We start from the raw sequence: 26,332 nt of genomic DNA on the forward strand, positions 1-26,332 counted from the left end.
TCCTACTGCAATCGTCTTCAAAACTGGGCGGCTGTCTTGCTGCCAGCTGTACTGGCGAACGCCTGCTGTACTGCTGCGGCTGAAAACGCCTTCTCGCAGGCAGCATATGCGCCTTGTGCGGACTCTTCCGGTCGGGGCGGCCCGCGCCCCGAACGAAACGTTACTCGCCAGTACACCCAGGTTATGCCCACTAAGCAAGCGCTTTGAACTGTGACCTTGCCAACCCTGTGTAACCGTGCGGCACAGGAACTCTCAGTCGCGCAGCGCGTTGAAGCGGCCCTGGTGGTAGAGCAGCGGACGACCGGCGCCCGCCGGGTCCCCGCAGACCGCCTCCGCGAGCACGATCTGGTGGTCGCCGGCGGGCACCCGCGCGATGACCTTGCAGACCAGCCAGGCGAGCACGCCGTCGAGGACCGGCACGCCCTCGGGGCCCTCGAACCAGCGGGTGGGCGCGCCGAAGCGGTCGGCTCCGCTCTTCGCGAACGTCGCGGCGAGCTCGGCCTGGTGCTCGCCGAGTATGTGCACGCCGACGTGCTCGGCCTCGGCGACGGTCGGCCAGCTCGAGGAGCCGACGCCGATGCCGAACGAGATCACCGGGGGTCGCGCGGAGACCGAAGCGAGGGAGGTTGCGGTGAAGCCCACGGGAGCGGCGTCGGGGGTCGCGCCGGGTGCCGTGATCACCGCGACCCCGGCCGCGTGCTGCCGGAAGACGGAGCGGAGGAGGTCGGGGGTGGCCGCCTGGGCGGGGCGCAGATCGGGCGTGGCCGTCATGGAGTTGTCCTTCTGGCGGGAGGAGTTCGAGCAGAGGGCTGCGGCTGCGTCAGACACGCGGACAGCGGGCGCTCGAACAGCGAGCCAGGTCCACGTGGACCCGCTCGACGAGAAGGAGTTCCGAAGGCATAAGGTCACCCTGACGATACGTGGCGCGTGCAGTCAAGTGCGTTCCGTCATCTGGGAGATGCGTCACGCGACAGCTCCGCACCCCGGCTCCAGGCACCTCAGACCGCCGCGCCGAGCGCCGCGATGACGTCCGCCTTGCGCGGCTGCCCGGCCGCCCTGCGCACCTCGCGGCCGTGCGCGTCCAGGACGAGCACCGTCGGCGTCTTGAGGACTCCCGCATCCCGTACGAGATCGAGGCGGGCCTCGGCGTCGATCTCCACGTGGGACACGCCGGGCACCATCGCGGCGACCTCGTCGAGGACGCGGCGGGTGGCCCGGCAGGGGGCACAGAACGCGCTGGAGAACTGCACCAGCGTGGCGCGCTCCCCCAGCTTCTCGCCCAACTGCTCGGCGCTCCACGCCTGTTCACCCACGGACACCTTGCTCCTCCTTTGTTCCGCCGCTTCCTGTGCAGCGATTTCGGGCCCTGTACGTATTCCCGGCACGTGACAAGGATCTCGTACGCCCGTGGAACCAGGACTGGCCACCCGGCCGTTGATGGGGCACGATCTGCGCAAGCCGGAAAACCTACGGCCGCGTAACTTACTGAAGGGCCCACCCCCTCCATGGCAGAGCTCGTCTACCGTCCGGTCATCGGCGCCGCACTCACGATGTTCAAGGCGCTCGACCTGAAGATCGACTGCAAGGGCTCGGAGAACATTCCGCGTACCGGCGGAGCGGTCCTGGTCAGCAACCACATCAGCTACCTGGACTTCATCTTCGACGGCCTCGCGGCCCTGCCCCAGAAGCGACTTGTCCGCTTCATGGCGAAGGAGTCGGTCTTCCGGCACAAGATCTCCGGTCCGCTGATGCGCGGCATGAAGCACATCCCGGTGGACCGCGCCCAGGGCGAGCACGCGTACCAGCACGCGCTGCGTTCGCTGCGCTCCGGCGAGGTGATCGGCGTCTTCCCGGAGGCGACGATCTCGGAGTCCTTCACGCTGAAGAACTTCAAGACCGGTGCCGTGCGCCTGGCGCAGGAGGCCGGGGTGCCGCTGGTTCCGATGGCGCTGTGGGGGACGCAGCGGCTGTGGACGAAGGGGCGGCCGCGCAACTTCAAGCGGCAGCACATCCCGATCACGGTCCGCGTCGGCGAGGCCCTTGAGGCGCCGGCCGACCAGTACGCGGGGGCGATCACGCGGCGCCTGAAGGGTCGCGTGCAGGAGCTGCTGGAGGCCGCGCAGCGCGCCTACCCGGTGCGCCCCAAGGGGCCCGACGACACGTGGTGGATGCCGGCGCACCTGGGTGGCACGGCTCCGACCCCGGAAGAGGTCAAGGCCGCCGAGGCGAGCTGACGGCGAAACGATCGTCCAGCGCGAGCGCGTCCGGCAGGTGCTCCCATAGATGGGGGCGGTCGGGCGCGCCGCGCAGCGCGTCGAGCACCGCCGGGTGCGGCGCGTCGAACAATTGCGGATAGTCCACCTCACCGGCCCCGGCGTCCGGTATCCACGCCAACCGCTCCCCCTCCAGGGAGAATTGGGCGTCGACGCCCGGTTTGTTGCCGCGGCAGTCCTGGCGGTGCCAGGCGCCGTGGAACCGTACGGCTGTCAGCCCGTGGACGCACCAGCCCGTGCCCGCGTCGTGCGTGAGCCGCTGGTAGCAGAGCGCGGTCGGTATGTCCTCGGCCCGCAGCAGCGCCGCCAACGCGTGCGCCTTCGCGTGGCAGATTCCGGTGCCCTTCTCCAGCACGTCGGACGCCCGCCACGTCACGCGCGGATCCCCGCTGTCCGCGGAGTGCGGAATCGTGTCGCGCACGAACTCGTAGGCAGCGCGCGCGTATGCGTATGAATCGGTGACGTCCCGCGCGAGGCGGGCCGCCGTCTCCCGCACCAGCGGATGGTGATGGTCGATGACGTCGTCGGCCGCCAAGTACGCGGACAGATCTGGGTTTTGCTGGATCAGCTCCATGACATCCGAGCATAGGAATGCGGCCGACCGTCGGTCAATACATTTACGGTCGACCGCATATCCATGCACTCGTACGAGCTACGGGGCTGCCCCGCTACCGCGCCATCTCCTCCTTGAGCGCCGCGACGAAGGAGTCGACGTCCTCCTCGCGGGTGTCGAAGGCGCACATCCAGCGGACGTCGCCGGCCGCCTCGTCCCAGAAGTAGAAGCGGTACTTCTTCATGAGGCGCTCGGAGACGTCGTGCGGGAGGCGGGCGAAGACGCCGTTGGCCTGCACCGGGTAGAGGACCTCGACGCCGTCGACGGCGCGGGCGCCCTCGGCGAGGCGCTGGGCCATCTCGTTGGCGTGCCGGGCGTTGCGCAGCCACAGGTCCTTGGCGAACAGGGCCTCCAACTGCACCGAGATGAAGCGCATCTTGGAGTGCAGCTGCATGGACAGCTTGCGCAGGTGCTTCATGTGGCGCACGCGGTCCTGGTCGAGGACGACGACGGCCTCGCCGAACAGGGCGCCGTTCTTGGTGCCGCCGAGCGACAGGATGTCGACGCCGACCGCGTTCGTGAACGTACGCATGGGGACGTCGAGGGACGCGGCGGCGTTGGATATCCGGGAGCCGTCGAGGTGCACCGTCATGCCGCGCTCGTGGGCGTGCTCGCAGATCGCGCGGATCTCCTGCGGCGTGTAGAGCGTGCCGAGTTCGGTGGACTGCGTGATCGAGACGACCTGCGGCATCGCCCGGTGCTCGTCGTCCCAGCCGTACGCCTGCTGGTCGATCAGCTCGGGGGTGAGCTTGCCGTCCGGCGTGGGCACGGTGAGCAGCTTCAGGCCGCCCATCCGCTCCGGGGCGCCGCCTTCGTCCACGTGGATGTGCGCGGACTCGGCGCAGATCACCGCGCCCCAGCGGTCGGTGACCGCCTGGAGTGCGACGACGTTGGCGCCCGTGCCGTTGAACACCGGGAACGCCTCGGCGGTGGGGCCGAAGTGGCTGCGGATGATCTGCTGGAGGTGGTCCGTGTACTCGTCCCCGCCGTACGCGACCTGGTGCCCGCCGTTGGCGAGGGCGAGCGCCGCCATCACCTCGGGGTGGCCCCCGGCGTAGTTGTCGCTGGCGAACCCCTGGTAGGCGGGGTCGTGATGCCGGCGCGCGTCGGTCTTTCGCTCTTCCCCAAGGGGGTTCACGGCTTCTCGGTCAGCCACAGACGGGTCCCGTTCAGTTCGGCGGCGGGCCGCTCCCAGACGCCGGTGATGGCCTCGGCCAGCTCCTTGACGTCCGTGAAGCCCGCGAACTTCGCGTTGGGGCGTTCGGCGCGCATCGCGTCGTGCACCAGCGCCTTGACCACCAGGATCGCAGCCGCCTGCTGGGGTCCTGCGTCGCCCCCCGCCTTGCGGAAGGCGTCGCCGAGCGCGAGCGTCCACGCCTCGGCGGCGGCCTTGGAGGCGGCGTAGGCGGCGTTGCCCGCGGTGGGCTTGGAGGCGCCCTTGGCGCTGATCAGCAGGTACCGCCCGCGGTCGCTGCGGGACAGGCCCTCGTAGAACGCGAGGGAGGTGTGCTGCACCGTGCGGATCAGGAGCTTTTCGAGCAGGTCCCAGTCGGCGAGGTCGGTGTCGGCGAAGTTCGCGCCGCCGCGCCAGCCGCCCACGAGGTGCACGAGCCCGTCGATCCGGCCGAAGTCCTTCTCGATGCGGCCCGCCCAGTCGCGGGTGGCGTGCAGGTCGAGCAGGTCGACGTTGTCGCCGATGACGGTGGCGCCGCCGTGCGCGTACCGCGCCTCGTCGACGGCGGCCACCAGGCGCTCGGCGTCCGCGTCGGCGCCGATGACGGTGGCGCCGGCCTCCGCGAGCCGCTTGAGGGTGGCCTTGCCCGCCGGTCCGGCGGCTCCGGCGACCGCGATCACCGCACCGTCCAGCGTGTCCCTGGTTTCGTTGGTGTCGGTCATGACGGTCGCCTCCTGGCCCTGCTGTTCGCTGTCCCGCTGTTCGCCCCGGCTCACGCGGCCACCTGCTCGGCGCGCTCCGCCGTGATGCCCTTCGTAGAGGCGATCACCTTCTTCAGCTTCTTCGAAAGGGCCTCATAAAACATGCTGAGCGGAAACTCGTCGGGAAGCACTTCGTCCACGAGCTTGCGCGGCGGCAGCGAGGTGTCCAGGGCGTCGGGGCCCTTGGCCCAGGTCGAGCCGGGGTGCGGGGACAGGTACGTGGACACCAGCTCGTACGCGGCGAACCAGTGCACCAGCTTCGGGCGGTCGATGCCGTCGCGGTACAGCTTCTCGATCTCGCCGCACAGCTGGTTGGTGACCTCGGGGGCGCGCTTCCAGTCGATGTGCAGCTTGTTGTCGGTCCAGCGCACCACGTCGTGCTTGTGCAGGTACGCGAAGAGGAGCTGGCCGCCGAGGCCGTCGTAGTTCTTGACGCGGTCGCCGGTGACCGGGAAGCGGAACATGCGGTCGAAGAGGACCGCGTACTGGACGTCGCGGCCCTGCGGGACGCCGTCGGCCTCCAGCTTCACGGCCTCCTTGAAGGCGGTGAGGTCGCAGCGCAGCTCTTCGAGGCCGTACATCCAGAACGGCTGGCGCTGCTTGATCATGAAGGGGTCGAAGGGCAGGTCGCCGTGGCTGTGCGTGCGGTCGTGGACCATGTCCCACAGCACGAACGCCTGCTGGCAGCGCTCCTGGTCGGCGACCAGTTCCGCGATGTCGTCGGGCAGTTCGACGCCGAGGATGTCGACGGCGGCCTCGGTGACGCGGCGGAAGCGGGCCGCCTCGCGGTCGCAGAAGATGCCGCCCCAGGAGAAGCGCTCGGGCGCCTCGCGCACGGCGATCGTCTCCGGGAAGAGCACCGCCGAGTTCGTGTCGTACCCGGAGGTGAAGTCCTCGAAGGTGATGCCGCAGAACAGCGGGTTGTCGTAGCGGGTCGCCTCCAGGTCGGCGAGCCACTCCGGCCAGACCATCTTCAGGACGACGGCTTCCAGATTGCGGTCCGGATTGCCGTTCTGCGTGTACATCGGGAAGACCACGAGGTGCTGGAGGCCGTCCCTGCGCTGCGCTGCGGGCTGGAAGGCGAGCAACGAGTCCAGGAAGTCCGGGACTTGGAAGCCGTCGTCGGCCCAGCGGCGCAGATCGCGCGCCAACGCCTCGTGGTAGGCGGCGTCGTGCGGCAGCAGTGGGGCCAACTCCTCGACGGCCGCGACGACCCGGCCCAGTATCCGCTCGGCGTCGGCCTTCGCGGGCGCGCCGTCGGCGTCGAAGTCGATCGAGCCGTCCGTGCTCTGCAGGGGCCTGAACTCCTCCACGGCGTCCTTGAGCATGGGCCAGGCCGGGTGTTCCACCACCCTGTCTCCGACCACCTGGACCGGAGAAACCTTCCCCTCCGCGCCAGCCTGCACAAGAATTTCCGTCATGTCCCAACCTCCACGGGAGAACCTCGCGTAAGAACACCGTATGCACGCGAGGTTCCCGACCACAAGAGGGGCCTCGGGAAATTATCCTGCCCGACCCCCTTGATCACCGCCGTTTTTCCTGTCGTACGCCGCGGAGGCAATCACCTCTGCCGCGCCGGCCAAGGCCTCGCGGGCGTCTTCGAGGAGCTCGGGGAAGCCGAAGAATCCGTGGAACATCCGCGGGAAGTGGCCCTGCGTGACCGTGACCGACGCGTCACGCAGCGCCTTCGCGTACGCCCGTCCCTCGTCGCACAGCGGGTCGCAGCCGGCGGTGACGATGTGTGCGGCGGGCAGCCCGGCGAGGTTCTCGGCGAGCAGGGGCGATACGCGGGGGTGGGCGGGGTCGCCGTCCGCGCCGAGGTACTGCTCGCGGAACCAGAGGCAGTGGGCCGCGGTGAGGAAGTAGCCCTCGGCGTTGGCGTCGAAGGAGCCGGATTTCTGTCGGGCGTCGGTGGACGGATAGACGAGGACCTGGCGCGCGATGGCCGGGCCGTCCTCGTCGCGGGCGATCTGCGCGACGACGGCGGCGAGGTTGCCGCCCGCGCTGTCCCCGGCCACGGTCAACGCGGCCGGGTCGGCGCCGAGTTCGGGCGCATGGTCGGCGACCCAGCACACGGCGGCGTACGCGTCCTCGACGGCGGCCGGGAAGGGGGCCTCGGGGGCGAGCCGGTAGTCGACCGAGACGACGACGGCGCCCGCGTCTCGGCACAGGCGGCGGGCGGTGTGGTCGTGGCTGTCGAGGTCGCAGATGACCCAGCCGCCACCGTGGAAGAAGACGACGACGGGGTGCGGGCCCGGTGCGGTGTCCGGCTCCGGGAGGTACACGCGCACGGGGATCGCGGGTGCGCCCGGCGGGCCGGGTATCTCGCGGTCCTCGACGGCGCCGACCACGGGCGCGGGGAACGGGGACTCGGGCGCCGCGGCGAGGATGCGGCGGGCTTCGGTGGCGTCGGTGACGGCGCCCCCGAGGTCGGGGAAGGCGGTGGTGATGGCGTCGACGAGCGGGCGGGCCTCGGGCGCGAGGCGGTCGACCGGGTCGGGGGGCATGGGCGGCTCCTTGGGTAGCGGGTGGGGCGGGGGCGTGGGTGCGGGGGCGTGAGCGCGCGGCCGGCCGGGGGTGGCGTCTCGGGGCTCTGCCCCGGACCCCGCGCCTCAATCGCCGGCGGGGCTTGATTTGGCCGGGGTGGCTCTACCGGGCGCGGAAGTGGGGGATCACCTTTTCGCCCCACTGGCGCAGCGTCTCCATGCAGGCCTCCTGCGGCACCGTGCCCATCTGGATGAGGCACATGATCTCGTCGGCGCCCGCGTCGCGGAGGCGTTCCACGTAGGCGATGGCGTCGGCGGCGGTGCCGTAGGCGTGGTCGGCGTTGAAGGTGGCGGTGGCGGTGGGGCGGACGGGGATGTGGTGTTCGTGGAGCTGGGCGACGACCTGTTCGGCGGCGCGGCGCATCTCCTCGGCCTCGTCCGCGCCCTCGACGACCGCCTCGTCGGGGATGCCCGCGCCGCCGTACCAGTGCCCGATGGACTGGGCGAAGAAGCGCTGGCCGCGGATGCCGATGCTGCGGGCCGTCTCGCGGTCGTCGAGGACGATGGTCGGGCAGAGGACGGAGAAGTGGTCGTTGACGACGGAGGAGACGTGCCGCTCCGGGGTGCGGGCCGCGATCGCCGCGTCGTAGGCGCCGCGCATGTCGGCGATCGCCTCCGGGCCCGCGAAGCCCATCACCAGGGCGCCGACACCGAGTTCGGCGGCCTGGCGGAGCGTCTCCGTACGGCTGCACGCGAGGAAGAGCGGCGGGTGCGGGGTCTGGGCGGGGCGGGGCAGGATCGGGTGCGGGTCGATGTCGAGGAGCGGCCCGTGGTGTTCCAGCTCGTCCTTCTCCCACGCCTTCCCGATGATCCGCAGCGCCTCCTCGACCTCCTGGGTCGTCCGTTCCTTGTCGACGCCGCACAGGGACGTCTCCTGCGTCGTGCCGCCGCGCCCTGCCCCGAGGTCGAGCCGCCCGCCCGACAACAGGTCGAGCATCGCGGCGCGCTCGGCCACGCGCGCGGGGTGGTTGAAGTTGAACGGCATGCACACCACGCCGTGCCCGACGCGGATGCGCGAGGTGCGCGCCGCGACCCACGTCAGGAAGATCTCCGGCGCGGACATGTGCGCGTACCACTTGAGGGAGTGGTGCTCGACCGCCCAGATCCGGTCGAAGCCCATCTCCTCGGCGAGCACGGCCTGTTCGACACTGTCGTGCAGCAACTGGTGCTCGCGCTCGACGGTGGGATCGGCGAGCTGGGCCTCGAAGATGACGGAGAACTTCACTGTGGCTCCCGCGAGTTGAGGTTCCTTATGACTAATAGCTATATGACTGTCCGTCAGAAAAGGGAAGGGGCGTGTCACTGCGCAAGCCGGTCGCCGGGGAGATCGATGTGCACTACGGGCAGGCGTACGTGGAGAGCGGTCCCGACGCCGCGCCGGACCTGCACGACTGCTTCGCCGGGCAGCGGTCCGGGCTGTGCGGCGCCACCGTGCCGGGCCACTTGTTCCTGATCACCGGGCTGCACACGGGCGCCGTGGGCGGGCGAGGCCGCGTGGGACCTCGGGCTCGACACCCGCCTCGACGACGAACCGAAGGCCGACCGCGTCGCGAGGCAGACGTCCGAACGCGCGGCGTGGACCCTGCTCGCGCCCGCACGGCGCGGCCCTGAGCCGGTTCGCGGCGTCGGCCTTCTAGGCTTCCTGGACCGACCCGACGACCCGCAGGAGCCACCCGTGTTCGACCCCGCCCCGCCGCCGTACCCGTACGAAGGCACCCCCGATCCGCACCCGCTGCTCGCGCCCGTCCTCGGCCTGCTCGGCCACTGGCACGGCCGCGGCCGGGGCGAATACCCCACCCTGGACAGCGACTTCACGTACGCGCAGGAGGTCACGTTCAGCCACGACGGCAGGCCCTTCCTGTACTACGAGGCGCGGGCCTGGCTGATCGACGACGGTGACGCCCCGGTGCGGCCCGCCGCGCGGGAGAGCGGCTGGTGGCGGATGCAGCCGGACGGCCGCGTCGAGGCGCTGATCACGCAGCCCACCGGGATCGTGGAGATCATGGTCGGGCGGGCGGCCGAGGACACCGTCGAACTCGCCGCGCACGACGTCGCGCTCACCCCCACGGCGAAAGAGGTCGACGCCACGCGCCGCCACTACGCCTTCACCGACCCGGACGCGATCACGTTCACGCACGACCTCGCGGCGGTCGGCCAACCGCTCCAGCACCACCTCTCGGCGCGCCTGCGCCGCCGCAAGGACGTGTGACCCGTAGTGGCGGCGGCCGGTGCGGGCCTCTTGCGCCCATGACCTCCGCTGACTTCAATGCGGAGCCATGCCGACCACGCAGCTGCCGCCGACCGCCTGGGCCGTGCTCGGCCTGCTGTCCTTCCCGCCCGGCGAACGGACCGGGTACGAACTGAAGAAGTGGGCCGACGCTTCGTTGCGCTTCTTCTACGGGTCCCCCGCGTTCAGTCAGATCTACGCGGAGCTGCGCCGCCTCGAACGGATCGGCTACGCCACGTCGCGGCGCTCGGGCCCCGAGGAGCCGCGCACCAAGCGCACGTACGCCATCACGCGGGAGGGCAGGGACGCGCTCTCCGCGTGGGCGGCGGGCGACCGGGACACGGCCGCCGTGTCGCTGCGGCACCCGGTGCTGCTGCGCGTGTGGCTGGGCCATCTCGCCGCCCCTGACCGGCTGCGCACCCTCGTCGAGGAGCATGTGGCGCGCACCGAGGGCGAGTTGAAGGAGGTGCGGGACGCTCTCGCGCGGGCGGAAGGCGTCGAGGCGTGGGCGCATCCGCAGATCGCGCTGCGCTGGAGCGAGCGGCACCTGGTGGCCGAAGTGGAGCTGGCGCGGGGCATGTTGGCGGACCTGGACGCGCTGCCCGCCACCCCCGAGGTCAACGCCGGCGGGGACGCGCCCACGACCGGGTGAGCGGGCTCGCGCCCGAGGTGACCGACCCGGTAGGACGGGCCGCAGCCCCCGCCCGTACCGCCCGGAAGCGCATCCGCCATGAGTACCCGTGCCGTCCTCCTCGCCGCCCTCGTCACCGGACTGCTCCTCGGCGTGGTGGGCGCCAGAACCCAGACTTCCGGACCTTCCGACAGGGGCGGTTCCATCGTGGAGCCGGGCCGTTAGGCTGCGTGTTCTGTCGCGTACGCGCGGCAGCACCGAGCCGCAGTCGACGGAAGCGAGACGACCTTGAACTTCCTCACCATCGGGCATCGCGGAGCCATGGGTGTCGAACCCGAGAACACCCTTCGGTCCTTCGTCGCCGCCGAGCGCGGGGGACTCGACGTCATCGAGCTCGACCTGCACCTGAGCAAGGACGGCGCCCTCGTCGTCATGCACGACGCCGACGTCGACCGCACCACGGACGGGCACGGCCCCATCGCCGAGAAGACCCTCGCCGAGATCCGCGCCCTCGACGCCGGGCGCGGCGAGCGGGTGCCGGTCTTCGAGGAGGTCCTCGACGCGGTCGGCTCCCCGCTGCACGCGGAGATCAAGGACACGGCGGCGGCGCGGGCGCTCGCGGACGTGATGCTGCGCCGCGATCTGGTGCACCGGGTCGAGGTGATCTCGTTCCACGACGAGGCGATCACCGAGATCGCCCGGCTCGTGCCCGGCGTACGGACGGCGCTCGTCGCCAGCCGCTACGGCACCGGCGTCGTCGAGCGGGCCGTCACGGCAGGCGCCACGACGCTGGTGCTGAACATCCGGCGGCTCACGCAGGAGATCGTCGAGCACGCCCGCAAGGCCGACCTGCGGATCATCGGCTGGGTCGTGAACACGCAGGACGATCTGCGCCTTGTGCGGGCGCTCGGGCTCGACGGGGCGACGACTGACTATCCGGAGATCAAGCGCACGGGGCGCTTCACCGCTTGACCACGACTCACTGAAGCGGCTTCACCAGTAGTTCGAACTTGAGGTCGTCGCGCTGCGGAATGCCGAAGCGCTCGTCGCCGTACGGGAAGGGGCTGAACTCTCCCGTACGGCGGTAGCCGCGCCGCTCGTACCAGGCGATGAGGTCCTCGCGGGCGTCGATCACCGTCATGTGCATCGCGTCGACGCCCCACGTCCCGCGCGCCCTGCGCTCCGCCTCCGCGATGATCGTCTTGCCGAGTCCCGCGCCCTGGAGGGCCGGGCTGACGGCGAACATGCCGAAGTAGGCGTGGTCACCGCGGTGCTCCAGCTGGCAGCAGGCGACGACCGCGCCGTCCCGCTCCACGACGAGGAGCCGGCTGTCGGGGGCCTCGATGACGTCGAGCACGCCCTGCGGGTCGGTGCGCTGACCTTCCAGGATGTCGGCCTCAGTGGTCCAGCCGGCCCGGCTGGAGTCGCCTCGGTAGGCCGACTCGACGAGCGCGACGAGCACGTCGACGTCCTCGGGGGTGGCGTCACGGAAGGCGAGGTCGACGGTGGTCATGGGCGGCTCTCCGATGTCGTACGGCGATGGGGTGCGGGCGCCGTCGAGGTTAACGCGGGCGGACTACGCTGCGGCGGCATGGTTCACGTATTGAGCAGCAGGGTTCTGATCCGGCCGACCGATCCCGAGCGTTCGCGGGCGTTCTACGGGGAGGCGCTGGGCCTCGCGGTGTACCGGGAGTTCGGGACGGGGCCCGAGCGCGGCACCGTGTACTTCCTGGGCGGCGGGTTTCTGGAAGTGGCGGGGCGGGCTGCGGAGCCGCCGGTGCCGAGTCTGAAGCTGTGGCTTCAGGTGGCGGATGTGCGGGCCGCGGGAGCGGAACTGGTCGAGCGGGGTGTCACGGTGGTCCGTGAGCCGGTGCGGGAGGCGTGGGGGCTGGTCGAGATGTGGGTCGTGGATCCGGATGGGCACGAGATTGTGCTGGTGGAGGTGCCGGAGGATCATCCGATCCGGTACCGGGCGGGGGTTTGACCGGGAGTGGTTCCTCGCTCGAACGGGCTAGGAGTGGGGGTGCGGCCTCCCGTGGTCGGCGTCGCGGGGCGCTGCCCCGGCCCCCGCTGCTCAATCGCCGCAGGGGCTTGATTTGCCTGAAGTGAGCGTGCGAGGGGGCGCAGGGGGACGCAGGATGGCGGAGTCGGGATTCGGCCGCGCCGATCCGGATACGCAGGACCGACGACGCCCCACCGGTCCCACGCAGCCCACCCCAGGAGAGATGCGACATGACCACTGCCCGTACGTCGTCCGTCCCCCGGATCCTGATCATCGGCGCGGGATTCGCCGGCATGGAGTGCGCGCACAAGCTGGAGAAGGAGCTCAAGCCGGGTGAGGCGGTGCTGAGGCTCGTCAGCCCCACCGCCCACCAGTTGTATCTGCCGCTGCTGCCGCACGTGGCCTCCGGCGTGCTCACCCCGCAGTCCGTGGCGGTGCCGCTGCGCCGGATGCTGCGCCGCACCGCGATCGTGCCGGGCGGCGCGATCGGCATCGACCCGCAGGCCAAGGCCGTCGTCGTACGGAAGATCAACGGCGAGGTCAGCGTCGAGCGCTACGACTACCTGGTGCTGACGCCGGGCAGTGTGACCCGGCAGTTCGACATTCCGGGCCTGGACAAGTACGCGGTCGGCGTGAAGACGCTCGCCGAGGCGGCCTGGATCCGCGACCACGTGATCACGCAGCTCGACCTGGCGGCGGCCAGTTCCGACCCGGCCGAGCAGGCCGCGCGGCTGCAGTTCGTGGTGGTCGGCGGCGGCTACGCGGGCACGGAGACGGCCGCGTATCTGCAACGTCTGACGACCGCCGCCGTCAAGCGGTATCCGGGGCTCGACCCGGCGCTCATCAAGTGGCACCTGGTCGATGTGGCGCCGAAGCTCATGCCGGAGCTGGGCGAGCGGCTCGGCGAGAAGGCGATGGACATCCTGGAGCGGCGCGGACTGCACGTCTCGCTGGGCGTGTCGGTGGCGAGTGTCACCGAGGACACGGTGACCCTGACCGACGGGCGTGAGCTGCCCTGCCATACGTTGATCTGGACGGCCGGTGTCGCGCCGAGCCCCCTCGTGGCGACGCTCGGCGCGGAGACCAACCGGGGCCGGCTCGTGGTGACGCCCGAGCTGACGGTGCCGCACCTCGACGGCGTGTTCGCGCTCGGCGACGCGGCCGCCGTGCCCGACCTCGCCAAGGGCGGCGACGCGATGTGCCCGCCGACCGCGCAGCACGCGATGCGGCAGGGCTGGGCCGCGGCCCGCAACATCCTCGCCTCGGTGCGCGGCACGCCGCTGGCGCCCTACCACCACAAGGACCTCGGCCTCGTCGTCGACCTGGGCGGCATCCAGGCCGTGTCGAAGCCGCTCGGCGTCCAGTTGACCGGCCTGCCCGCCCAGGTCGTGGCCCGCGGCTACCACATCGGCGCGCTGCGCACGCTGACGGCGCGCTTCCGTACGGCGGCCAACTGGACGCTCAACGCGGTCGCGGGCGACGACTTCGTCCGTACCGGCTTCCAGCGGCACCGGCCCGCGACGCTCCGCGACTTCGAGATGACGGACGCGTATCTCTCCTCCGAGGAGTTGCGGGAAGTCGTGTCGGCGTATGTCGACGGGCGGTCGATGGCGCCCGAGAAGCCGCATCTGCCGATCACCTGATCTGCCGTCAGGAGCTCGTGGGGCGCAGGGTGATGGTCGACTGGGCGTGTTTCTCGACCAGTTGGCGGCTGTAGAGGAGGGGGAAGGATCCGTCGGCCGCCCACTCCTCGAACAAGTCCGAGTAGTGGGCGCCGGCCGGGTTTCCGGACTGGCCCGGTGAGTTCATGGCCACGGACTCGTCCCATGCCCCGACGTCGACGACGAGGCGGAAGCTGGCGCCCGCCGTCTGCCGGAAGTCGCCGCCGTACGCCGCCGCGCCCACGGTGTCGCCGCTGCCGCCGCGTGCGGCCGGGCCGATCTCCGTCCAATCAGGGGCGGTTGACCGGGCGTCGTCGCCGAGCAGGGCCGCGGCCGGGTGGACGAGGTGGGCGCGGTGGAGTGCGCCCCAGGTCCAGGTGGCCGGGTCGGGGCCGAGGCGGCGGGCGCAGTCGGCGTGGGCGGCGCGCAGTGTGTCCGTGAGGAGGTCGGGCGTGGCCAGGCCGCGGTCGAGCAGTTCGAGGTCGACGCGGGCGTCGGCGGAGGGGTCATCGACGGGCAGCACGCGTGTCGGGACCGGGCCGCCGAACGCCTTCGCGTACAGGGCAGGGCGCAGATGGCGCCGGTACCAGACCTCGAAGAGCGCGGCGGCCGCCGAGTCGGCCGCGAGGCGGCAGTCCCAGTTCCTCAACAGGCGTACCGCGTCGGCTGGTTGGGTCTCCTCCCCCAGTAGTCCGACGATGGCGCGTGCCGGGAGGCTCACCGTGTCCGTCTGGAGGCGGACGCAGTCGGCGACCGTCCAGTCGTCGCGCGCGGAGAGTTCCTCGGCGATGCGGTCGTAGCGGGTGGGGGCGTACCAGTCGTACGTGACCGTGTGGCGGTCGTTGTCGTGGTCGGGCGGCAGGTTCAGTTGGTTGGCGGTGGCGAACCAGCCCTGTTCCGGCGCGTGTTGGGAGGGCAGCTCGTCGAGGTCGAGGAAGCCGTCCCACTCGTAGCGGCCGTCGCCCGGCACCGGCAGCGTGCCGTCCCAGCCGGGCCGCACCGGCACCCGGCCCGCGGGCCGCCAGCCGACCGTGCCGTCCGGGGCGGCGTACACCTGGTTCTCGCCGGGGGCGCCCCAGCGGCGCAGGGCGGTGAGGAAGGCGTCCGGGTCCTTCGCGCGCATGTAGTCCATGCTGCCGAGGTAGGGCGCCATGCCGGGGCCGAGCCAGGCGGCGCGGACCGCGAACGCGGCGTTCTGGTCAGGGAGTTGGCGGATGACCGGGCCGTGGCGGGTGAACCACAGCTCGGTGTCGGCGGGCGCCGTGCCGCGTACCGGGATCCGCTCGACGACGCATGTCATGCGCTCCCAGCCGTTGCCGTAGCGGTACGCGTACGGGTCGTCGGGCGCGGTCTCGTAGACGTACAGGTCCTCCTGGTCGATCGGGAAGATCGTCAGGCCGAACGCGAGGTGGCCGTTGTGGCCGATGGAGAGGCCGGGCAGGGCGGGTTCGCCGGCGCCGATGACGTCGATTCCGGGGGCGCTGAGGTGGGCGAGGTAGCGGAGGGAGGGGAGGGTGATGGCGCGGTGCGGGTCGTTGGCGAGGATCGGGCGGCCGGTGGCGGTGCGGGTGGGGTCGAGGACCCAGTTGTTGGAGCCGTCCAGGCCCTGGCGGGGTGCGGCCGTCGACCAGGGTGGCGTGGTGGCGAGGTCGTAGACGTGCAGTACGTCGTCGGGGATGACGGTGAGGTCGAGGCCCTCGGGGACCTGGAGGGTGTGCGGGGCGGGTTCGCGGCGGCGGCGCAGGTCCTCGGCGGCCGGGCCGTGGTCGCGCAGGGTGAGGGCGCGGGCGACCTCGTCGCGGAGGTTGTACTGGAGGCCGTGGCTGCGGATGCGGGCGATGTCGGAGGGGTTCCAGTGGGCGGGTTCGTAGCCCAGGAGGCCGAATTCCGGCGGGGGTTCGGCCTCGCCCGTGTGACACAGGTCCACGTAGGCGTTGATGCCGTCGACGAAGGCGTGGGCCGCCTCCTCGACGCCTTCGCCGTACGCCTGCCACTCCTCGGCCATGTCGCCCCGGTACAGGAACAGCCGTGCCGCGCGGTCGTGTTCCACGTAGTCGGGGCCGAACACCTCGCTGAGCAGGCCGAGTCCGCGCCGCCGCCACAGGTCGAGCTGGAAGAGGCGGTCGCGGGCGGCGTTGAAGCCCTGGGCGCGGAACAGGTCGCCGGCGGACGAGGCGTAGAGGTGGGGCACGCCCCAGGGGTCGAGGAGGATCTCGACGGGCGCGGTCAGGCCCGGCACCTCGTAGCTGGACGTCTTCCCCGCACCGCTGGAAGGTGGGGCGGTGGGGCTGGTGTGCTCGGTGCTCATCCGGTGACCTTCTCCCCTTCCCCGGGGCCTGGACAAGGGTTTCTCTCACCCCCCTCCCGGTGGCACTACAGTTCCGTGGCCGCTGCGCCCTGGGTCAGGAGGTCTCTGGCGTACGTGTAGCTCGGCGAGGGCACTGGGCCGTTCAGGAGGGGGTCGGCGGTGTCCGTCATCCACTGGAGGAGGCGGGCGCGCAGGTCGTCCAGGGTGTCCCGGTGCCGCGGGTCGTCGGCGAGGTTCACCGTCTCCCAGGGGTCGGCGTGCAGGTCGTAGAGCTCGAACTTGCCGCTGGGCCAGCCCATGTGGCCGGCGTGCGGTGTCGAGCGCGGGCGCCAGGACTGGGTGACGGCGGCGGTGTGGGCGAGGGCGTGGTCCAGGTTAACGATCAGTTTGTGGCGGTCGGTGCGGACGCAGCGGCGCGGGTCGTAATAGTTGTGGTAGGTCAACTCACCGAAGATCACGTCCCGTTGAGGCCCTTGCCCGGCTCCGGACAGGGCGGCCGTGAGGCTGTGGCCGTGGAGGTTCGGCGGGGCTTCGATGCCGGTCGCCGCCAGGAGGGTGGGGACGAGGTCGACGTTGCTGGCGAGGTCGTCGACGACCCGGCCGCCGCTCCAGCCGAGTCCGGGGGCCCGTACGAGGAGGGCCGTCTCCAGGCCCGGGTCGTACAGCGTGCACTTGGCGCGGGGCAGCGCCAGGCCGTGGTCGGTGGTGAACACGGTGACGGTGTTCTCGGTCAGGCCGAGGGCGTCGAGGTGGGCGAGGACGCGGCCCACGGCGGCGTCCATGTAGGCGACCGCGCCCTGGAGTTCGGCGAGTTCCTCGTGGGCGCCGGCGTCGTCGCGCAGGTAGCCGGGGACGGTGACGCCGAGGGAGTCGTCGGGTTCCATGTGGTCGCCGGTGAAGCCCATGGTGACGCCGTCGAAGGTGCGGCTGGGGAGGCGGTGCGGTTCGAGGAAGCCGACCTGGAGGTAGAAGGGCCGGTCGGGGTCGGCGGCGCGGGCCGTGAGCGCCTCGATGGCACGGTCGGCGACGCGTTCGGCGCGCTGGTCGATCAGCGCCTCGCCGAGCGTGTCGACGGTGTCGAAGCCGAGGCGTTCGGCCACTTCGGCGTCCGGGCGGACCAGGGACTCGTGGTGGATGCCGATCAGGTCGGTGCGGTAGCCCGCGGTGCGCAGCAGTTCGGCGAGGTGCCGCTCGTCCTCGTACAGGTCCCAGCGGTGGTGGGTCAGGCCCATGACGCCGGTGCTGTGGGGGTAGCGGCCGGTGAAGAGCGCGGCGCGGGAGGGGCTGCACTGGGGGGCGGTGCAGAAGGCGTTGGTGAGGCGTATGCCGTCTGCGGCGAGGGCGTCGAGTGACGGGGTGCGCACCGTAGGGACGTCGTAGCAGCCGAGGAAGCGGCCCAGGTCGTGGGCGTGGAGGAGGAGGACGTTCGGGTGGGCGGGCTTGGGCACGGGGCCTCTCCGATCGTGGCGGGTGGTCCGGGGGTACGGCCCCGGGGCTCTGCCCCGGACCCCGCACCTCAATCGCCGGAGGGGCTTGAATCGGCAGGGCTCGACTCGGCCGTGCGGAGTCGCTCGTACTCCTCGCGTGGCAGCGGCTTCGCGTCCGGGTTGCCGAGTTGGTCGAGGGGGACGCGGTACGTCTCCGGGGACTTCCAGGTCGCGATGGAGGCGATGACCGTGATGACGAGGCAGAGCGTGCCGATGGTGAGGGGCACGTTCGAGGAGCCGGGCGGGGCCACCATCGTGAAGATCGTCGGGAGGAAGGCGATGATCGCCAGGCCGACGTTCTGCGAGAGGGCGAAGCCGGTGACGCGGCGGTGGGCCGGGAAGAGTTCCTGGAAGAAGCAGGCGAACGTGGCGTTCCAGGCCTGGTAGGCGACGCCCCAGGAGAGCATGGCGAGGACGAAGGTCAGCGGCACGTTGTTGGAGCTGACGGCCCAGAGGTACGGGTAGCAGAGCAGGCCCGCCGCCAGTCCGCCGCCGATCATGATGGGGCGGCGGCCGAAGCGGTCGGAGAGGTGGCCGAAGACGGGGACGACGAAGAAGCCGGCGATGTTCGCGGCGATCTGGATCCACAGGTAGACGCTCGTGCTCATGCCGACGCCGTAGCCGGACTGCGTGGCGTACGCGCCGCCGAACACCGAGACGGTGACGCCGATGACGTTGACCAGGGTCATGCAGACCGCGCGGAGGATCTCCCGCCAGTTCTCCCGGAACGCCTCGACGAGCGGCACCCGGCGCGCCCGCGGGCCGGTCCCGTCGGCGTCCTGCTGCTCCTCGAAGGTCCTGGACTCCTCGACGCGCCGCCGGATCACGAACCCGGCGATCACGACCACCGCGCTGAGCACGAACGGGATGCGCCAGCCCCAGGACTTGAACGCCTCGTCGGACAGCAGCATCGACATGGGAAGGAAGATCGCGGCGCCGAGGATCTGGCCCGCGACGGTGCCGTGCAGCGCGAAGCTCGCGAGGAAGCCGCGCCTGCCGTGCGGCGCGTGCTCGATGATCATCGCGCTGGCTCCGCTCAACTCCCCCGCCACGGCGAAGCCTTGGACGAGGCGGACGAGGGTGAGGAGGATCGGGGCGACGATGCCGACCTGGCCGTACGTGGGCAGCAGGGCCACCGCGAAGGTGGAGACACCCATCAGGAGCATGGCCAGGACGAGGACGTTCTTGCGGCCCTTCTTGTCTCCCCAGTGACCGAGCACGGCGGCGCCGATGGGGCGCGCGACGTATCCGACGGCGTACGTGCCGAGGGACGCGAGCACGGCGATGGTCGCGTTGCCCTCCGGGAAGAAGATCCCCGGGAAGACGAGCGCGGCGGCCTGGGCGTAGATGAACCAGTCGTAGTACTCGAGGGCACCACCGACCCAGCCGCTCGCCGCGGCCTTCCGCCACATCGCCCGCCCTGCGGTGGGCACTTCGGCGGTACGCGACACCTTTGACGCGGTCACGCTCATAGCTCTCCTCGGTGTGGTGTGGCCGCGATCGGCGTTTTGAAACGCTCCAGAGATGGCGGCTCGACAGATGGTCGACCCGAAGGCGGCTTCATACGAACCTGCGGTGTGCGGCCGTGTCAATGGGTTCGGGAACATTACTGATTCGTTTCAATCCATTGCGCGCCTGCGGCGATTGGGCGGCGGCGTCCGGGGCATGGCCCCGCGACCGCGACCCCTTGAACCGAGCCCTGACCTCCACATAGGGTCACCCTCAACGGAAAGCGCTTTCCCCCCATACGCCTCCGCGAGGAACCCGCATGCCAAGCCCCCTCCGCGCCGCCGTCGTCGGCACCGGCGCGATCGTCACCGGCAGCCATCTGCCCGCCCTCACCGCCCTGCGCGACCGCGTCGAACTCGTCGCCGCCGTCGACGTCGACCAGGACCGCCTCGACGTCTTCCGCGCCCAGGCCGCCGAGGCCGGATTCGCGGACGTCGGCACGTACCCGGACCTGACCGCGATGCTCGAAGAGGCGCGCCCCGATCTCGTCCTGATCGGCACCCCTCCGGTGTTCCACCGCGAGCAGACCGTCGCGGCGCTCAAGTCCGGCGCCTGGGTGCTGTGCGAGAAGCCGCTCACCCTCTCCCTCGCCGAGTACGACGAGATCGCCGCCGCCGAGGAGGCCAGTGGCGCGTACGCCTCCGTGGTCTTCCAGCACCGTTACGGCTCCGGCGCCGTGCACGCCCGCGCGCTGCTCGGCGAGGGCACGCTCGGCCGCCCGCTCGTCGCCCACTGCCAGACGACGTGGTACCGCGACGCCGCCTACTACGAGGTGCCCTGGCGCGGCCGTTGGGCCAGCGAGGGCGGCGGCCCGGTGATGGGTCACGGCATCCACCAGTACGACCTGATGCTGCACCTGCTCGGCGACTGGACCGAGATCCGGGCGATGGCGGCCCGCTTGGTGCACGACACGGAGAGCGAGGACGTGTCGACCGCGCTGGTGCGGTTCGAGAACGGCGCGCTCGGTACGGTCGTCAACTCCGTGCTGTCGCCGGACGAGACGAGCCGCGTCCGCGTCGACTGCGAGAAGGCCACGGTCGAGCTGACGCACCTGTACGGGCACGGCAACGACGACTGGCGCTACACCCCGGCCCCCGGCACCGAGCCGCCGCCCGCGCCCACCGCCGACGTACCCAGCTCGCACACCGCGCAGCTGACCGCGCTGCTCGACGCGTACGACGCCGGGGTCCGGCCGCCCGGCAGCGGCCAGAGCGCCCGCCGTACGCTGGAGTTCGCCGCCGCGCTCTACAAGTCGGCGTTCACCGGCGGCACGGTCACGGCCGGCGAGATCGGCCCCGGTGACCCGTTCTACGCGGCGATGCACGGAGACCACCCGGATTGGAGCCCGAAGCAGTGAAGCCCGAAGCAGTGAACAGTGATGCCGGGAACACCCTTCAGGTCGACCACCGCTACGGCGAGCGCGTCGTGGTGCGTTCCGCCGCAACCGGCACGGACCTCTTCTCCTACGTCTACAAGCCGGACCCGGACGCCTTCGAGGCCCGCAAGCCGTATGTGCACCCGCTGCGCACGCTGTCCGGGAACCTGGTCTCGGGCTACCGGCCGAACGACCACCGCTGGCACAAGGGCCTCCAGATGACGGCCAGCCATCTCTCCGGGCAGAACTTCTGGGGCGGCAACTGCTATGTGCACGGCGAGGGTTATCTGCCGCTGCACGACCGCATCGGCTCGATGCGGCACGACGGCTTCGACGCCGTGGACGTACGCGACGACGAGCTGCACTTCGGCGAGCGGCTCACATGGATCGAGAACGGCGGCGCGGAGTGGGCGCGTGAGCTGCGCGGGGTGCGGGTGCACTCGGTGGACGCGGGCTCCGGCTCGTACGCCGTCGACTGGTCGATCGAGCTGACGAACACCCGCGAGGACGGCAAGGCGCTGCGCTTCGGTTCGCCGACGACGGCGGGCCGCGAGATGGCCGGGTACACGGGTCTCCAGTGGCGTGGGCCGCGCGACTTCACCGGCGGGAAGGTCTTCGGGCCGGACGCCGAGGGCGAGTTGATGGGCACGCAGGGGCCGTGGCTGGCGTTCACCGGCGAGCACGACGACGTCGACGCGCACTCGACGCTCGTGTTCGAGCACGCGCCGGAGAACGCGGAGGCGATCCACGCCTCGCACTGGTTCGTGCGCTCGGAGCCGATTCCGACGGTGGCGTTCTCCTGGGCGTTCTTCGAGGAGTTCGCGCTGCCGGCGGGCGAGACCTTCCGCTACCGGTACCGGATCGTGGTCGCCGACGGCGCCTGGGACCGGGAGCGAGTGGCGAGCCGCCTGAAGGAGCTCGCGTGGTGAGCCGCCCGGACACCGCCGCCGGTCTCGACAGGCCGCTGCCCGGCGGCATCGGACTGTCGCATCTGTCCGCGTACGACTGGGAGGCGGCGGACGGCGTCTGTGGCGGCAGCCCGCATCTGCACCTGGTGTGCACGGAGGCGTACGTCGTGACGGGCGGGCGCGGCGCCGTGCAGACGCTGAGCCCGGACGGCTACCGGGACACGCCCCTTGAGGCGGGTTCGGTGGCGTGGTTCGAGCCGGGCACGGTGCACCGCATGGTGCAGGGCGGCGAGCTGCGCGTCACCGTCCTGATGCAGAACAGTGGGCTCCCGGAGGCGGGGGACGCGGTGTTCACGTTCCCGCCGGAGTATCTGGCGGATCCGGAGAAGTACGCCGCCGCTGCCTCGCTGCCCGCGGAGCCGACGGAGGCGGAGGCCGCCGCGCGGCGCCGCCGTGACCTCGCGGTCGAGGGGTATCTGCCGCTGCGCGAGGCCCTCGCGGCGGGCGACGCGGAGCCGCTGCGCGCGTTCCAGCGGGCCGCCGCCGCCCTTGTGCGCCCGCGCGTTCCCGCGTGGCGCGAGCTGTGGCGCACCGGCGCCCTGGCCGCCGCCGAACGCACCGGGGCCCAGCTCGACGCCCTGGAAGCGGGTGCGGCCGACGGTTACCTCGCCGCGTCGACCGCGCACTCCGCGACGCCGACGCGCCACGGCGGCCTCGGCATGTGCGGGCGCCGCGAGGAGTACGGCATCGAGGGTGCGACGCTGCCGCGCTGAGCGGTACGGGAGTTGACGGGGAGGGCGGCGGGCGCCGGGGCGTCACTTCGGCCCGCTGCCCAGCCGTCCCTCCAGCTGGAGGAGCAACTCACCGAGCAGCACCCCGAGTTGTTCGTCCTTCCCCTCCCCCAGGCCCGCGAGGACCGAGCCCTCGTACGCGAGTTGGCTCGGCAGCAGGTCGTCGACGAGCGCGCGGCCCTCGTCGGTCAGGCTGAGGTGCGAGACTCGGCGGTCGCGGGTGTCGCCGCGGCGGACGATCAGCCCGCGTTCCTGGAGCTGTTTGAGGCGCTTGGTGACGGCGGCGCCGGAGGCGAAGGTCTCGCGGGCGAGGTCGCCCGGGGTGAGTTCGCGGCCGGTGCGGCGCAGGGTTCCCAGGAGGTCGAACTCGGCTCTGGTGAGGCCCGCGTGCCGCAGCGGCGCGTCCTCGGCCTGCTGCAGCAGGGCGGCGCAGCGGTTGATGCGGCCGATGATCTCCATGGGCGCCGTGTCGATGTCGGGGCGTACGGACTGCCACTGCCGTACGACCGACGACACGATGTCGAGCGGCCCCGTTGCCGCCGCGCCTTGCTGCGTGCTCATGCCTGCCTGACCGGACCTTCCTCATGGGCCGAACGTTGTGCGTCCGCCACTATCCGCTACTTCGGGGCGCCCGCACCACTCGGGTCGCCCGCGGTCGCCTGGCGGCGGACGGTCGCCGCGAGGGTGCGGTGGCCGGACTGCTCGGCGGCGAGGACCCGCTCCTCGGGCAGGGCGCGCTGCCACCACTCGCCGGCGGCGGTGTCGGCGGCGGCGCGCAGGTCGACGAGGGCGGCGGCGAGATTGCGGCGGGCCGTCTCCAGGGCGGCGTGGCCAGGGGCGGGCAGCGCGAGGGTGCGCTCGGCGCTCTCGCGGGCGGTGTCGCTCGTGGTGAGGGCGCGCTCGATGCCGTTGGTGGCGCGCCGGTTGGTGACGACGATGGCGGCGACGACGCCGAGCACGGCGCCGACGAGGGTGTCGACGATCCGGTCGCCGATCAGCTCGCCGGGCTCCTGGTAGCGGGCGAACTCGGTGACCAGGAGCGCCATCGGCGTGACGCACAGGCTGCCGAGCCAGTAGTTGCGGGTGATGAGCGCCTCGGCCCCGAAGGCGCAGGCGAGGACGCACAGGACGAGCGCGATCCGGCTGGCGTGGGCGAGCGGGACGATGGCGGCGAAGACGAGGACACCGGCGATGTTGCCGACGACGCGCTGCACGCCCCGGTTCCAGGACAGGGTGAGGTTGGCCTGGTAGAGCGAGGCGGCCGTGACGAGGGCCCAGTAGGGGCGGCCGACGCCGATGGCGAGCGAGGCGTATCCGGCGAGGGCGCAGCCGACGAACGTACGCAGGACGATCGGCTGAAGCGGCGAGCCGGGGCCGATCCGCCGCCACAACGAGGGCTTGCCGCCCGCGAGTTCGGCCTCGATGCCGAGGAGTTCGTCGTCCATCCCCGCGATGCGCGCGGGCCGCGGCACGGCGCCCGCGCCGCGCAGTCCGCCCGCCCAGGCGCGCAACTGGTCCGCGTCGGTGTCGGCGGGCGCCGCGATCGCGACCTCGGCGCGCAGCACGAGCCGCTCCAGGGCGCGCCGCGCCTCCGTGCGCGCGCCGGTGGCGAGCAGCGACTGCCAGGCGGCGTGCACGGCGGCGGCGGCCGCGCCGCGGGCGGGCGCGTGCTCGGGCCGGTCGACGTACGCGGCGGCGGCGTTCAGGGCGCGGGCGGTGGCCCGGCGCTCGGGGCCGTGCGGCCGTACGACGGCGGGGGCCATGCCGACGAGCCAGGCGACCGCGGCGGCGGCCAGCATCAGCCCGAGGTGGCCCGGCACCTGCCCGATGGTCTGCGGCGCGAACAGGGTCGCCGAGCTGATGAACGTGAAGATCAGGTGTCCGGGCGGCCCGATCCGGGTGGCGTCGCAGAGCCCCTTCTGCGCGGCGGCGAGCAGCGCGCCGACGGCGACGAGGACGGCCGCGGACGTCGTGAGCGAGGCGGCGACGAGGGCGACCGCGATGCTCGCGAACATTCCGGCGATCACCCCGGCGAGGGCACGCGCGCGTGCCGCGTACGGGAGGTTGTGCCCGTACAGGGCGCACAGGCTGCCCGCCATCGTGTACATCGCCAGGTCGAGCCGGCCGAGCGCGAGCAGCGTCAGGTTCGGTATCGCGGTGGCGACGACGACGCTGGTCGCGGGCTTGATCCAGGTGTCCGACGGCTTGTTGATGCGCAGCACTCCGGCGAGCGGGAGGCGATGGACGGCGGGGGTTCTGGCGGGGGTTCTGGAGGGGGGTGGTGTGCTGCTCATAAATAAAGCTTAGCAGGTGTTTTACCCGTGAATGATTTTCGCGTGCTCCCCTGCGCCGCCGTACGCACCCGCCCGCCGGGGCATCTCCCGGACGAACGGAGACGGAGACCCACAAGAAGAAGGGGGACCCGGTGCACGGACCGCTCTCGGCCGCCTGGCTGCTGGTCGCGCTGTGCGCGGCGACCGGCGCGTACTGCCTGCTGCGCCTGCGCAGCGACGTCGAGGAGCAGCGCCGCACGGCCGGCGGCGAGGCCCTGATGGGATTCGGCATGGCGCTGATGGCCGTGCCCGCCGCGGTGCTCACGCCGCCCGCCTGGACATGGCTCCTGTACGCGGCCGTGTTCGGCGCCGCCGCGCTCCGCGCGCTCTGGGCCGCCAGGAACGGGGCCCATCACCTGCACCACCTGGTGGGCACCTTCGCCATGGCGTACATGGCGGTGGCGATGGCCGCCCGCCCCGAGGCCCACGCCCACCACGGCGGCGCGGGCACCCCGGCCCTGACGGGCGGCCTCCTCGTCTACTTCACGGTGTACGTGCTGTGGTCGGGCGCCCGCCTGGTACCGGCCACGGCGACGGCCACTGCCACGGCCACCGGATCGGCGGCCGCGCCGGGCTGGGGCGACCGCCCGGAGCTGGCGCGGGCGTGCCGCCTGTCGATGGGGATCGGGATGCTGGCGATGCTCCTGACGATGTGACGGCCGACGAAGACGATGTGACGGCCAACGAAACCGTGGCATACGTCACTTGCCGCGCCAGGCCATACCCGTGGGTAGCGCCCGCCTCATAGGGTGACGGCCATGACGGTCCCCGTAGCACTGCTGCTGCTCGGCGCCCTTGCCGCTCTGGTCGCGCCGCGGCTGCTCGCGCGCGCCGGCTGGACGGAGCGGGAGCCGATCGTCGCGTTGTGGGCGTGGCAGTGCGTAGTGGCGGGGGTGTTGTTGTGCTGCGTGCTGTCGATGACGTTGAGCGCGGCGGCGGCCTGGGGTGCCGTGCGCGGCCAGGTGTTCGCGGGCGCGCCGCACGGCGTCGTGGACGCGTACGCGCTGCGCGCCTCGGGGCCGTGGGCGGAGACCCTCGCCGTGACGCTCGCGCTCGGCGGGGCGTGGACGGTGGCGATGCTGGTGCGCGAGGTGCGGGCCGCGCGGGCGCGGCGGCGCGCGCGGCGGGCCGAACTCCTGGACCGGGCCCCGCTGTTGCCCGGTGAGGAGCCGGGCCCCGACCGCCTGGTCATCCTGGAGGGCAAGCGTCCTGACGCCTGGTGGCTGTCGGGTGCGACGCCCCAACTGGTCATCACCACGGCCGCGTTGCAGCGCCTGAAGGGGCGCCAGTTGGACGCGGTGCTCGCGCACGAGATGGGGCACGCGCGGTGGCGGCACGACTGGCTGCTGCACTGCTCGGGCGCGCTGGCCGCCGGCTTCCCGCAGGTGCCGGTGTTCGCCTCGTTCCGCGACGAGATGCACCGCCTGGTGGAGCTCGCGGCGGACGACGTGGCCTCGCGCCGCTTCGGCCGCATGAGCATCGCGCTCGCACTGGTCGAACTCAACGAGGACCGTGGCGTGTTCGGGCCCTGCCCGACGACGCACGCGCACGTCCCGCAGCGCGTACACAGGCTGCTCGCTCCCCAGTCACGCCTGACGCCCGCGCACCGGCTGCGCCTGACGGCGGCCGCGGCGCTGATCCCGCTGGTGCCGCTGCTGGTCGCGTTCGTGCCCGGTCTGCGGGCGCTGGGGTAGCCACGCCGCGCACACCGCGCGCGCCAGGATGGCCCGCGC

At 71.9% G+C, this 26,332-nt stretch carries 26 protein-coding genes; 12 read left to right on the forward strand and 14 right to left on the reverse strand.

From position 1 onward, the window contains the following. Positions 1-252 precede the first annotated feature (252 nt). Both RBJ65_RS17805 and RBJ65_RS17810 read right to left on the reverse strand, forming a co-directional pair. Positions 253-771 (reverse strand): flavin reductase family protein, encoded by a 519-nt coding sequence (locus RBJ65_RS17805; protein ID WP_306324304.1) that lies wholly within the window; start codon positions 769-771, stop codon positions 253-255. 227 nt (positions 772-998) lie between these two features. Then, the gene (locus RBJ65_RS17810) at positions 999-1,319 is read right to left on the reverse strand and encodes a thioredoxin family protein (protein ID WP_306324302.1); all 321 of its coding nucleotides are present in this window, start codon (positions 1,317-1,319) and stop codon (positions 999-1,001) included. A gap of 186 nt (positions 1,320-1,505) precedes the next feature. On the opposite strand from RBJ65_RS17810, the gene RBJ65_RS17815 reads away from it, so the two are divergent. After that, positions 1,506-2,234, forward strand: coding sequence for a 1-acyl-sn-glycerol-3-phosphate acyltransferase (locus RBJ65_RS17815; RefSeq protein ID WP_306324301.1), 729 nt, complete (start codon positions 1,506-1,508; stop codon positions 2,232-2,234). Here the strand turns inward: RBJ65_RS17815 and RBJ65_RS17820 are convergent. The 6 genes from RBJ65_RS17820 to RBJ65_RS17845 all read right to left on the reverse strand — a co-directional run bounded on the left by RBJ65_RS17820 (position 2,212) and on the right by RBJ65_RS17845 (position 8,592). After that, on the reverse strand, positions 2,212-2,847 hold the full coding sequence (locus RBJ65_RS17820; protein WP_306324300.1) for a transglutaminase domain-containing protein: 636 nt from the start codon (positions 2,845-2,847) through the stop codon (positions 2,212-2,214). The two genes, RBJ65_RS17815 and RBJ65_RS17820, sit on opposite strands and share 23 nt — an antisense overlap. 94 nt (positions 2,848-2,941) lie before the next feature. After that, complete coding sequence (locus RBJ65_RS17825; RefSeq protein ID WP_306324299.1) at positions 2,942-4,024, reverse strand: low specificity L-threonine aldolase; 1,083 nt, start codon at positions 4,022-4,024, stop codon at positions 2,942-2,944. After that, positions 4,021-4,782: an SDR family oxidoreductase gene (locus tag RBJ65_RS17830; protein WP_306324303.1), complete on the reverse strand. Its 762-nt coding sequence runs from the start codon at positions 4,780-4,782 to the stop codon at positions 4,021-4,023. The genes RBJ65_RS17825 and RBJ65_RS17830 overlap by 4 nt, the downstream gene beginning before the upstream one ends. A gap of 50 nt (positions 4,783-4,832) precedes the next feature. Next, complete coding sequence (locus tag RBJ65_RS17835) at positions 4,833-6,242, reverse strand: DUF6421 family protein (RefSeq protein ID WP_306324298.1); 1,410 nt, start codon at positions 6,240-6,242, stop codon at positions 4,833-4,835. An 81-nt stretch (positions 6,243-6,323) separates the two neighbouring features. Beyond that, positions 6,324-7,328, reverse strand: coding sequence for an alpha/beta hydrolase (locus tag RBJ65_RS17840; RefSeq protein ID WP_306324297.1), 1,005 nt, complete (start codon positions 7,326-7,328; stop codon positions 6,324-6,326). A 142-nt stretch (positions 7,329-7,470) separates the two neighbouring features. Continuing rightward, entirely contained in the window at positions 7,471-8,592 is a 1,122-nt protein-coding gene (locus RBJ65_RS17845; RefSeq protein WP_306324296.1) for an LLM class flavin-dependent oxidoreductase, read from the reverse strand. 450 nt (positions 8,593-9,042) lie between these two features. Here RBJ65_RS17845 and RBJ65_RS17850 point away from each other — a divergent pair, with 450 nt between their 5' ends. The 4 genes from RBJ65_RS17850 to RBJ65_RS17865 all read left to right on the forward strand — a co-directional run bounded on the left by RBJ65_RS17850 (position 9,043) and on the right by RBJ65_RS17865 (position 11,197). Next, positions 9,043-9,576 carry an FABP family protein gene (locus tag RBJ65_RS17850; RefSeq protein ID WP_306324295.1) on the forward strand — a complete coding sequence of 178 codons (534 nt, stop codon included), beginning with the start codon at positions 9,043-9,045 and terminating at the stop codon, positions 9,574-9,576. 67 nt (positions 9,577-9,643) lie between these two features. Beyond that, positions 9,644-10,246, forward strand: coding sequence for a PadR family transcriptional regulator (locus tag RBJ65_RS17855; RefSeq protein ID WP_306324294.1), 603 nt, complete (start codon positions 9,644-9,646; stop codon positions 10,244-10,246). A gap of 78 nt (positions 10,247-10,324) precedes the next feature. Next, entirely contained in the window at positions 10,325-10,450 is a 126-nt protein-coding gene (locus RBJ65_RS17860; RefSeq protein WP_306324293.1) for a hypothetical protein, read from the forward strand. Between the two features lie 63 nt (positions 10,451-10,513). Then, positions 10,514-11,197, forward strand: coding sequence for a glycerophosphodiester phosphodiesterase family protein (locus RBJ65_RS17865; RefSeq protein ID WP_306324292.1), 684 nt, complete (start codon positions 10,514-10,516; stop codon positions 11,195-11,197). 7 nt (positions 11,198-11,204) lie between these two features. Here the strand turns inward: RBJ65_RS17865 and RBJ65_RS17870 are convergent, their stop codons facing one another. Beyond that, on the reverse strand, positions 11,205-11,738 hold the full coding sequence (locus tag RBJ65_RS17870; protein WP_306324291.1) for a GNAT family N-acetyltransferase: 534 nt from the start codon (positions 11,736-11,738) through the stop codon (positions 11,205-11,207). A gap of 78 nt (positions 11,739-11,816) precedes the next feature. Between RBJ65_RS17870 and RBJ65_RS17875 the strand changes: the two genes are divergently transcribed. After that, positions 11,817-12,209 (forward strand): VOC family protein, encoded by a 393-nt coding sequence (locus RBJ65_RS17875; RefSeq protein WP_306324290.1) that lies wholly within the window; start codon positions 11,817-11,819, stop codon positions 12,207-12,209. A 248-nt stretch (positions 12,210-12,457) separates the two neighbouring features. Further along, on the forward strand, positions 12,458-13,870 hold the full coding sequence (locus tag RBJ65_RS17880) for an NAD(P)/FAD-dependent oxidoreductase (protein WP_306324289.1): 1,413 nt from the start codon (positions 12,458-12,460) through the stop codon (positions 13,868-13,870). Between the two features lie 7 nt (positions 13,871-13,877). Here the strand turns inward: RBJ65_RS17880 and RBJ65_RS17885 are convergent, their stop codons facing one another. From RBJ65_RS17885 to RBJ65_RS17895, 3 genes are all read right to left on the reverse strand, one after another. After that, positions 13,878-16,196, reverse strand: coding sequence for a penicillin acylase family protein (locus RBJ65_RS17885; RefSeq protein ID WP_306324288.1), 2,319 nt, complete (start codon positions 16,194-16,196; stop codon positions 13,878-13,880). A 65-nt stretch (positions 16,197-16,261) separates the two neighbouring features. After that, positions 16,262-17,644 (reverse strand): sulfatase, encoded by a 1,383-nt coding sequence (locus tag RBJ65_RS17890; protein ID WP_306324287.1) that lies wholly within the window; start codon positions 17,642-17,644, stop codon positions 16,262-16,264. Positions 17,645-17,712: 68 nt separating this feature from the next. Next, complete coding sequence (locus tag RBJ65_RS17895) at positions 17,713-19,149, reverse strand: MFS transporter (RefSeq protein WP_306324286.1); 1,437 nt, start codon at positions 19,147-19,149, stop codon at positions 17,713-17,715. A gap of 302 nt (positions 19,150-19,451) precedes the next feature. On the opposite strand from RBJ65_RS17895, the gene RBJ65_RS17900 reads away from it, so the two are divergent. The 3 genes from RBJ65_RS17900 to RBJ65_RS17910 are packed head-to-tail and all read left to right on the forward strand — an operon-like array spanning position 19,452 to position 22,248. After that, on the forward strand, positions 19,452-20,549 hold the full coding sequence (locus tag RBJ65_RS17900) for a Gfo/Idh/MocA family protein (RefSeq protein WP_306324285.1): 1,098 nt from the start codon (positions 19,452-19,454) through the stop codon (positions 20,547-20,549). After that, complete coding sequence (locus RBJ65_RS17905) at positions 20,546-21,496, forward strand: PmoA family protein (RefSeq protein ID WP_306324284.1); 951 nt, start codon at positions 20,546-20,548, stop codon at positions 21,494-21,496. The genes RBJ65_RS17900 and RBJ65_RS17905 overlap by 4 nt, the downstream gene beginning before the upstream one ends. Then, on the forward strand, positions 21,493-22,248 hold the full coding sequence (locus tag RBJ65_RS17910; RefSeq protein ID WP_306324283.1) for a cupin: 756 nt from the start codon (positions 21,493-21,495) through the stop codon (positions 22,246-22,248). The genes RBJ65_RS17905 and RBJ65_RS17910 overlap by 4 nt, the downstream gene beginning before the upstream one ends. Positions 22,249-22,290: 42 nt before the next feature. Here RBJ65_RS17910 and RBJ65_RS17915 read toward each other — a convergent pair whose 3' ends face one another. Further along, positions 22,291-22,827, reverse strand: a complete 537-nt coding sequence (locus RBJ65_RS17915) for a MarR family winged helix-turn-helix transcriptional regulator (protein WP_306324282.1) — start codon at positions 22,825-22,827, stop codon at positions 22,291-22,293. 56 nt (positions 22,828-22,883) lie between these two features. Continuing rightward, positions 22,884-24,560: an FUSC family protein gene (locus RBJ65_RS17920; RefSeq protein ID WP_306332152.1), complete on the reverse strand. Its 1,677-nt coding sequence runs from the start codon at positions 24,558-24,560 to the stop codon at positions 22,884-22,886. A gap of 131 nt (positions 24,561-24,691) precedes the next feature. Between RBJ65_RS17920 and RBJ65_RS17925 the strand changes: the two genes are divergently transcribed. Both RBJ65_RS17925 and RBJ65_RS17930 read left to right on the forward strand, forming a co-directional pair. Next, positions 24,692-25,255: a DUF5134 domain-containing protein gene (locus tag RBJ65_RS17925; protein WP_306317170.1), complete on the forward strand. Its 564-nt coding sequence runs from the start codon at positions 24,692-24,694 to the stop codon at positions 25,253-25,255. Positions 25,256-25,357: 102 nt separating this feature from the next. Next, the gene (locus RBJ65_RS17930; RefSeq protein WP_306317171.1) at positions 25,358-26,293 is read left to right on the forward strand and encodes a M56 family metallopeptidase; all 936 of its coding nucleotides are present in this window, start codon (positions 25,358-25,360) and stop codon (positions 26,291-26,293) included. The last annotated feature ends 39 nt before the right edge of the window (positions 26,294-26,332 follow it).

Origin of the sequence: Streptomyces sp. KL109B, assembly GCF_030766935.1 — a bacterium.
Classification (GTDB): domain Bacteria; phylum Actinomycetota; class Actinomycetes; order Streptomycetales; family Streptomycetaceae; genus Streptomyces.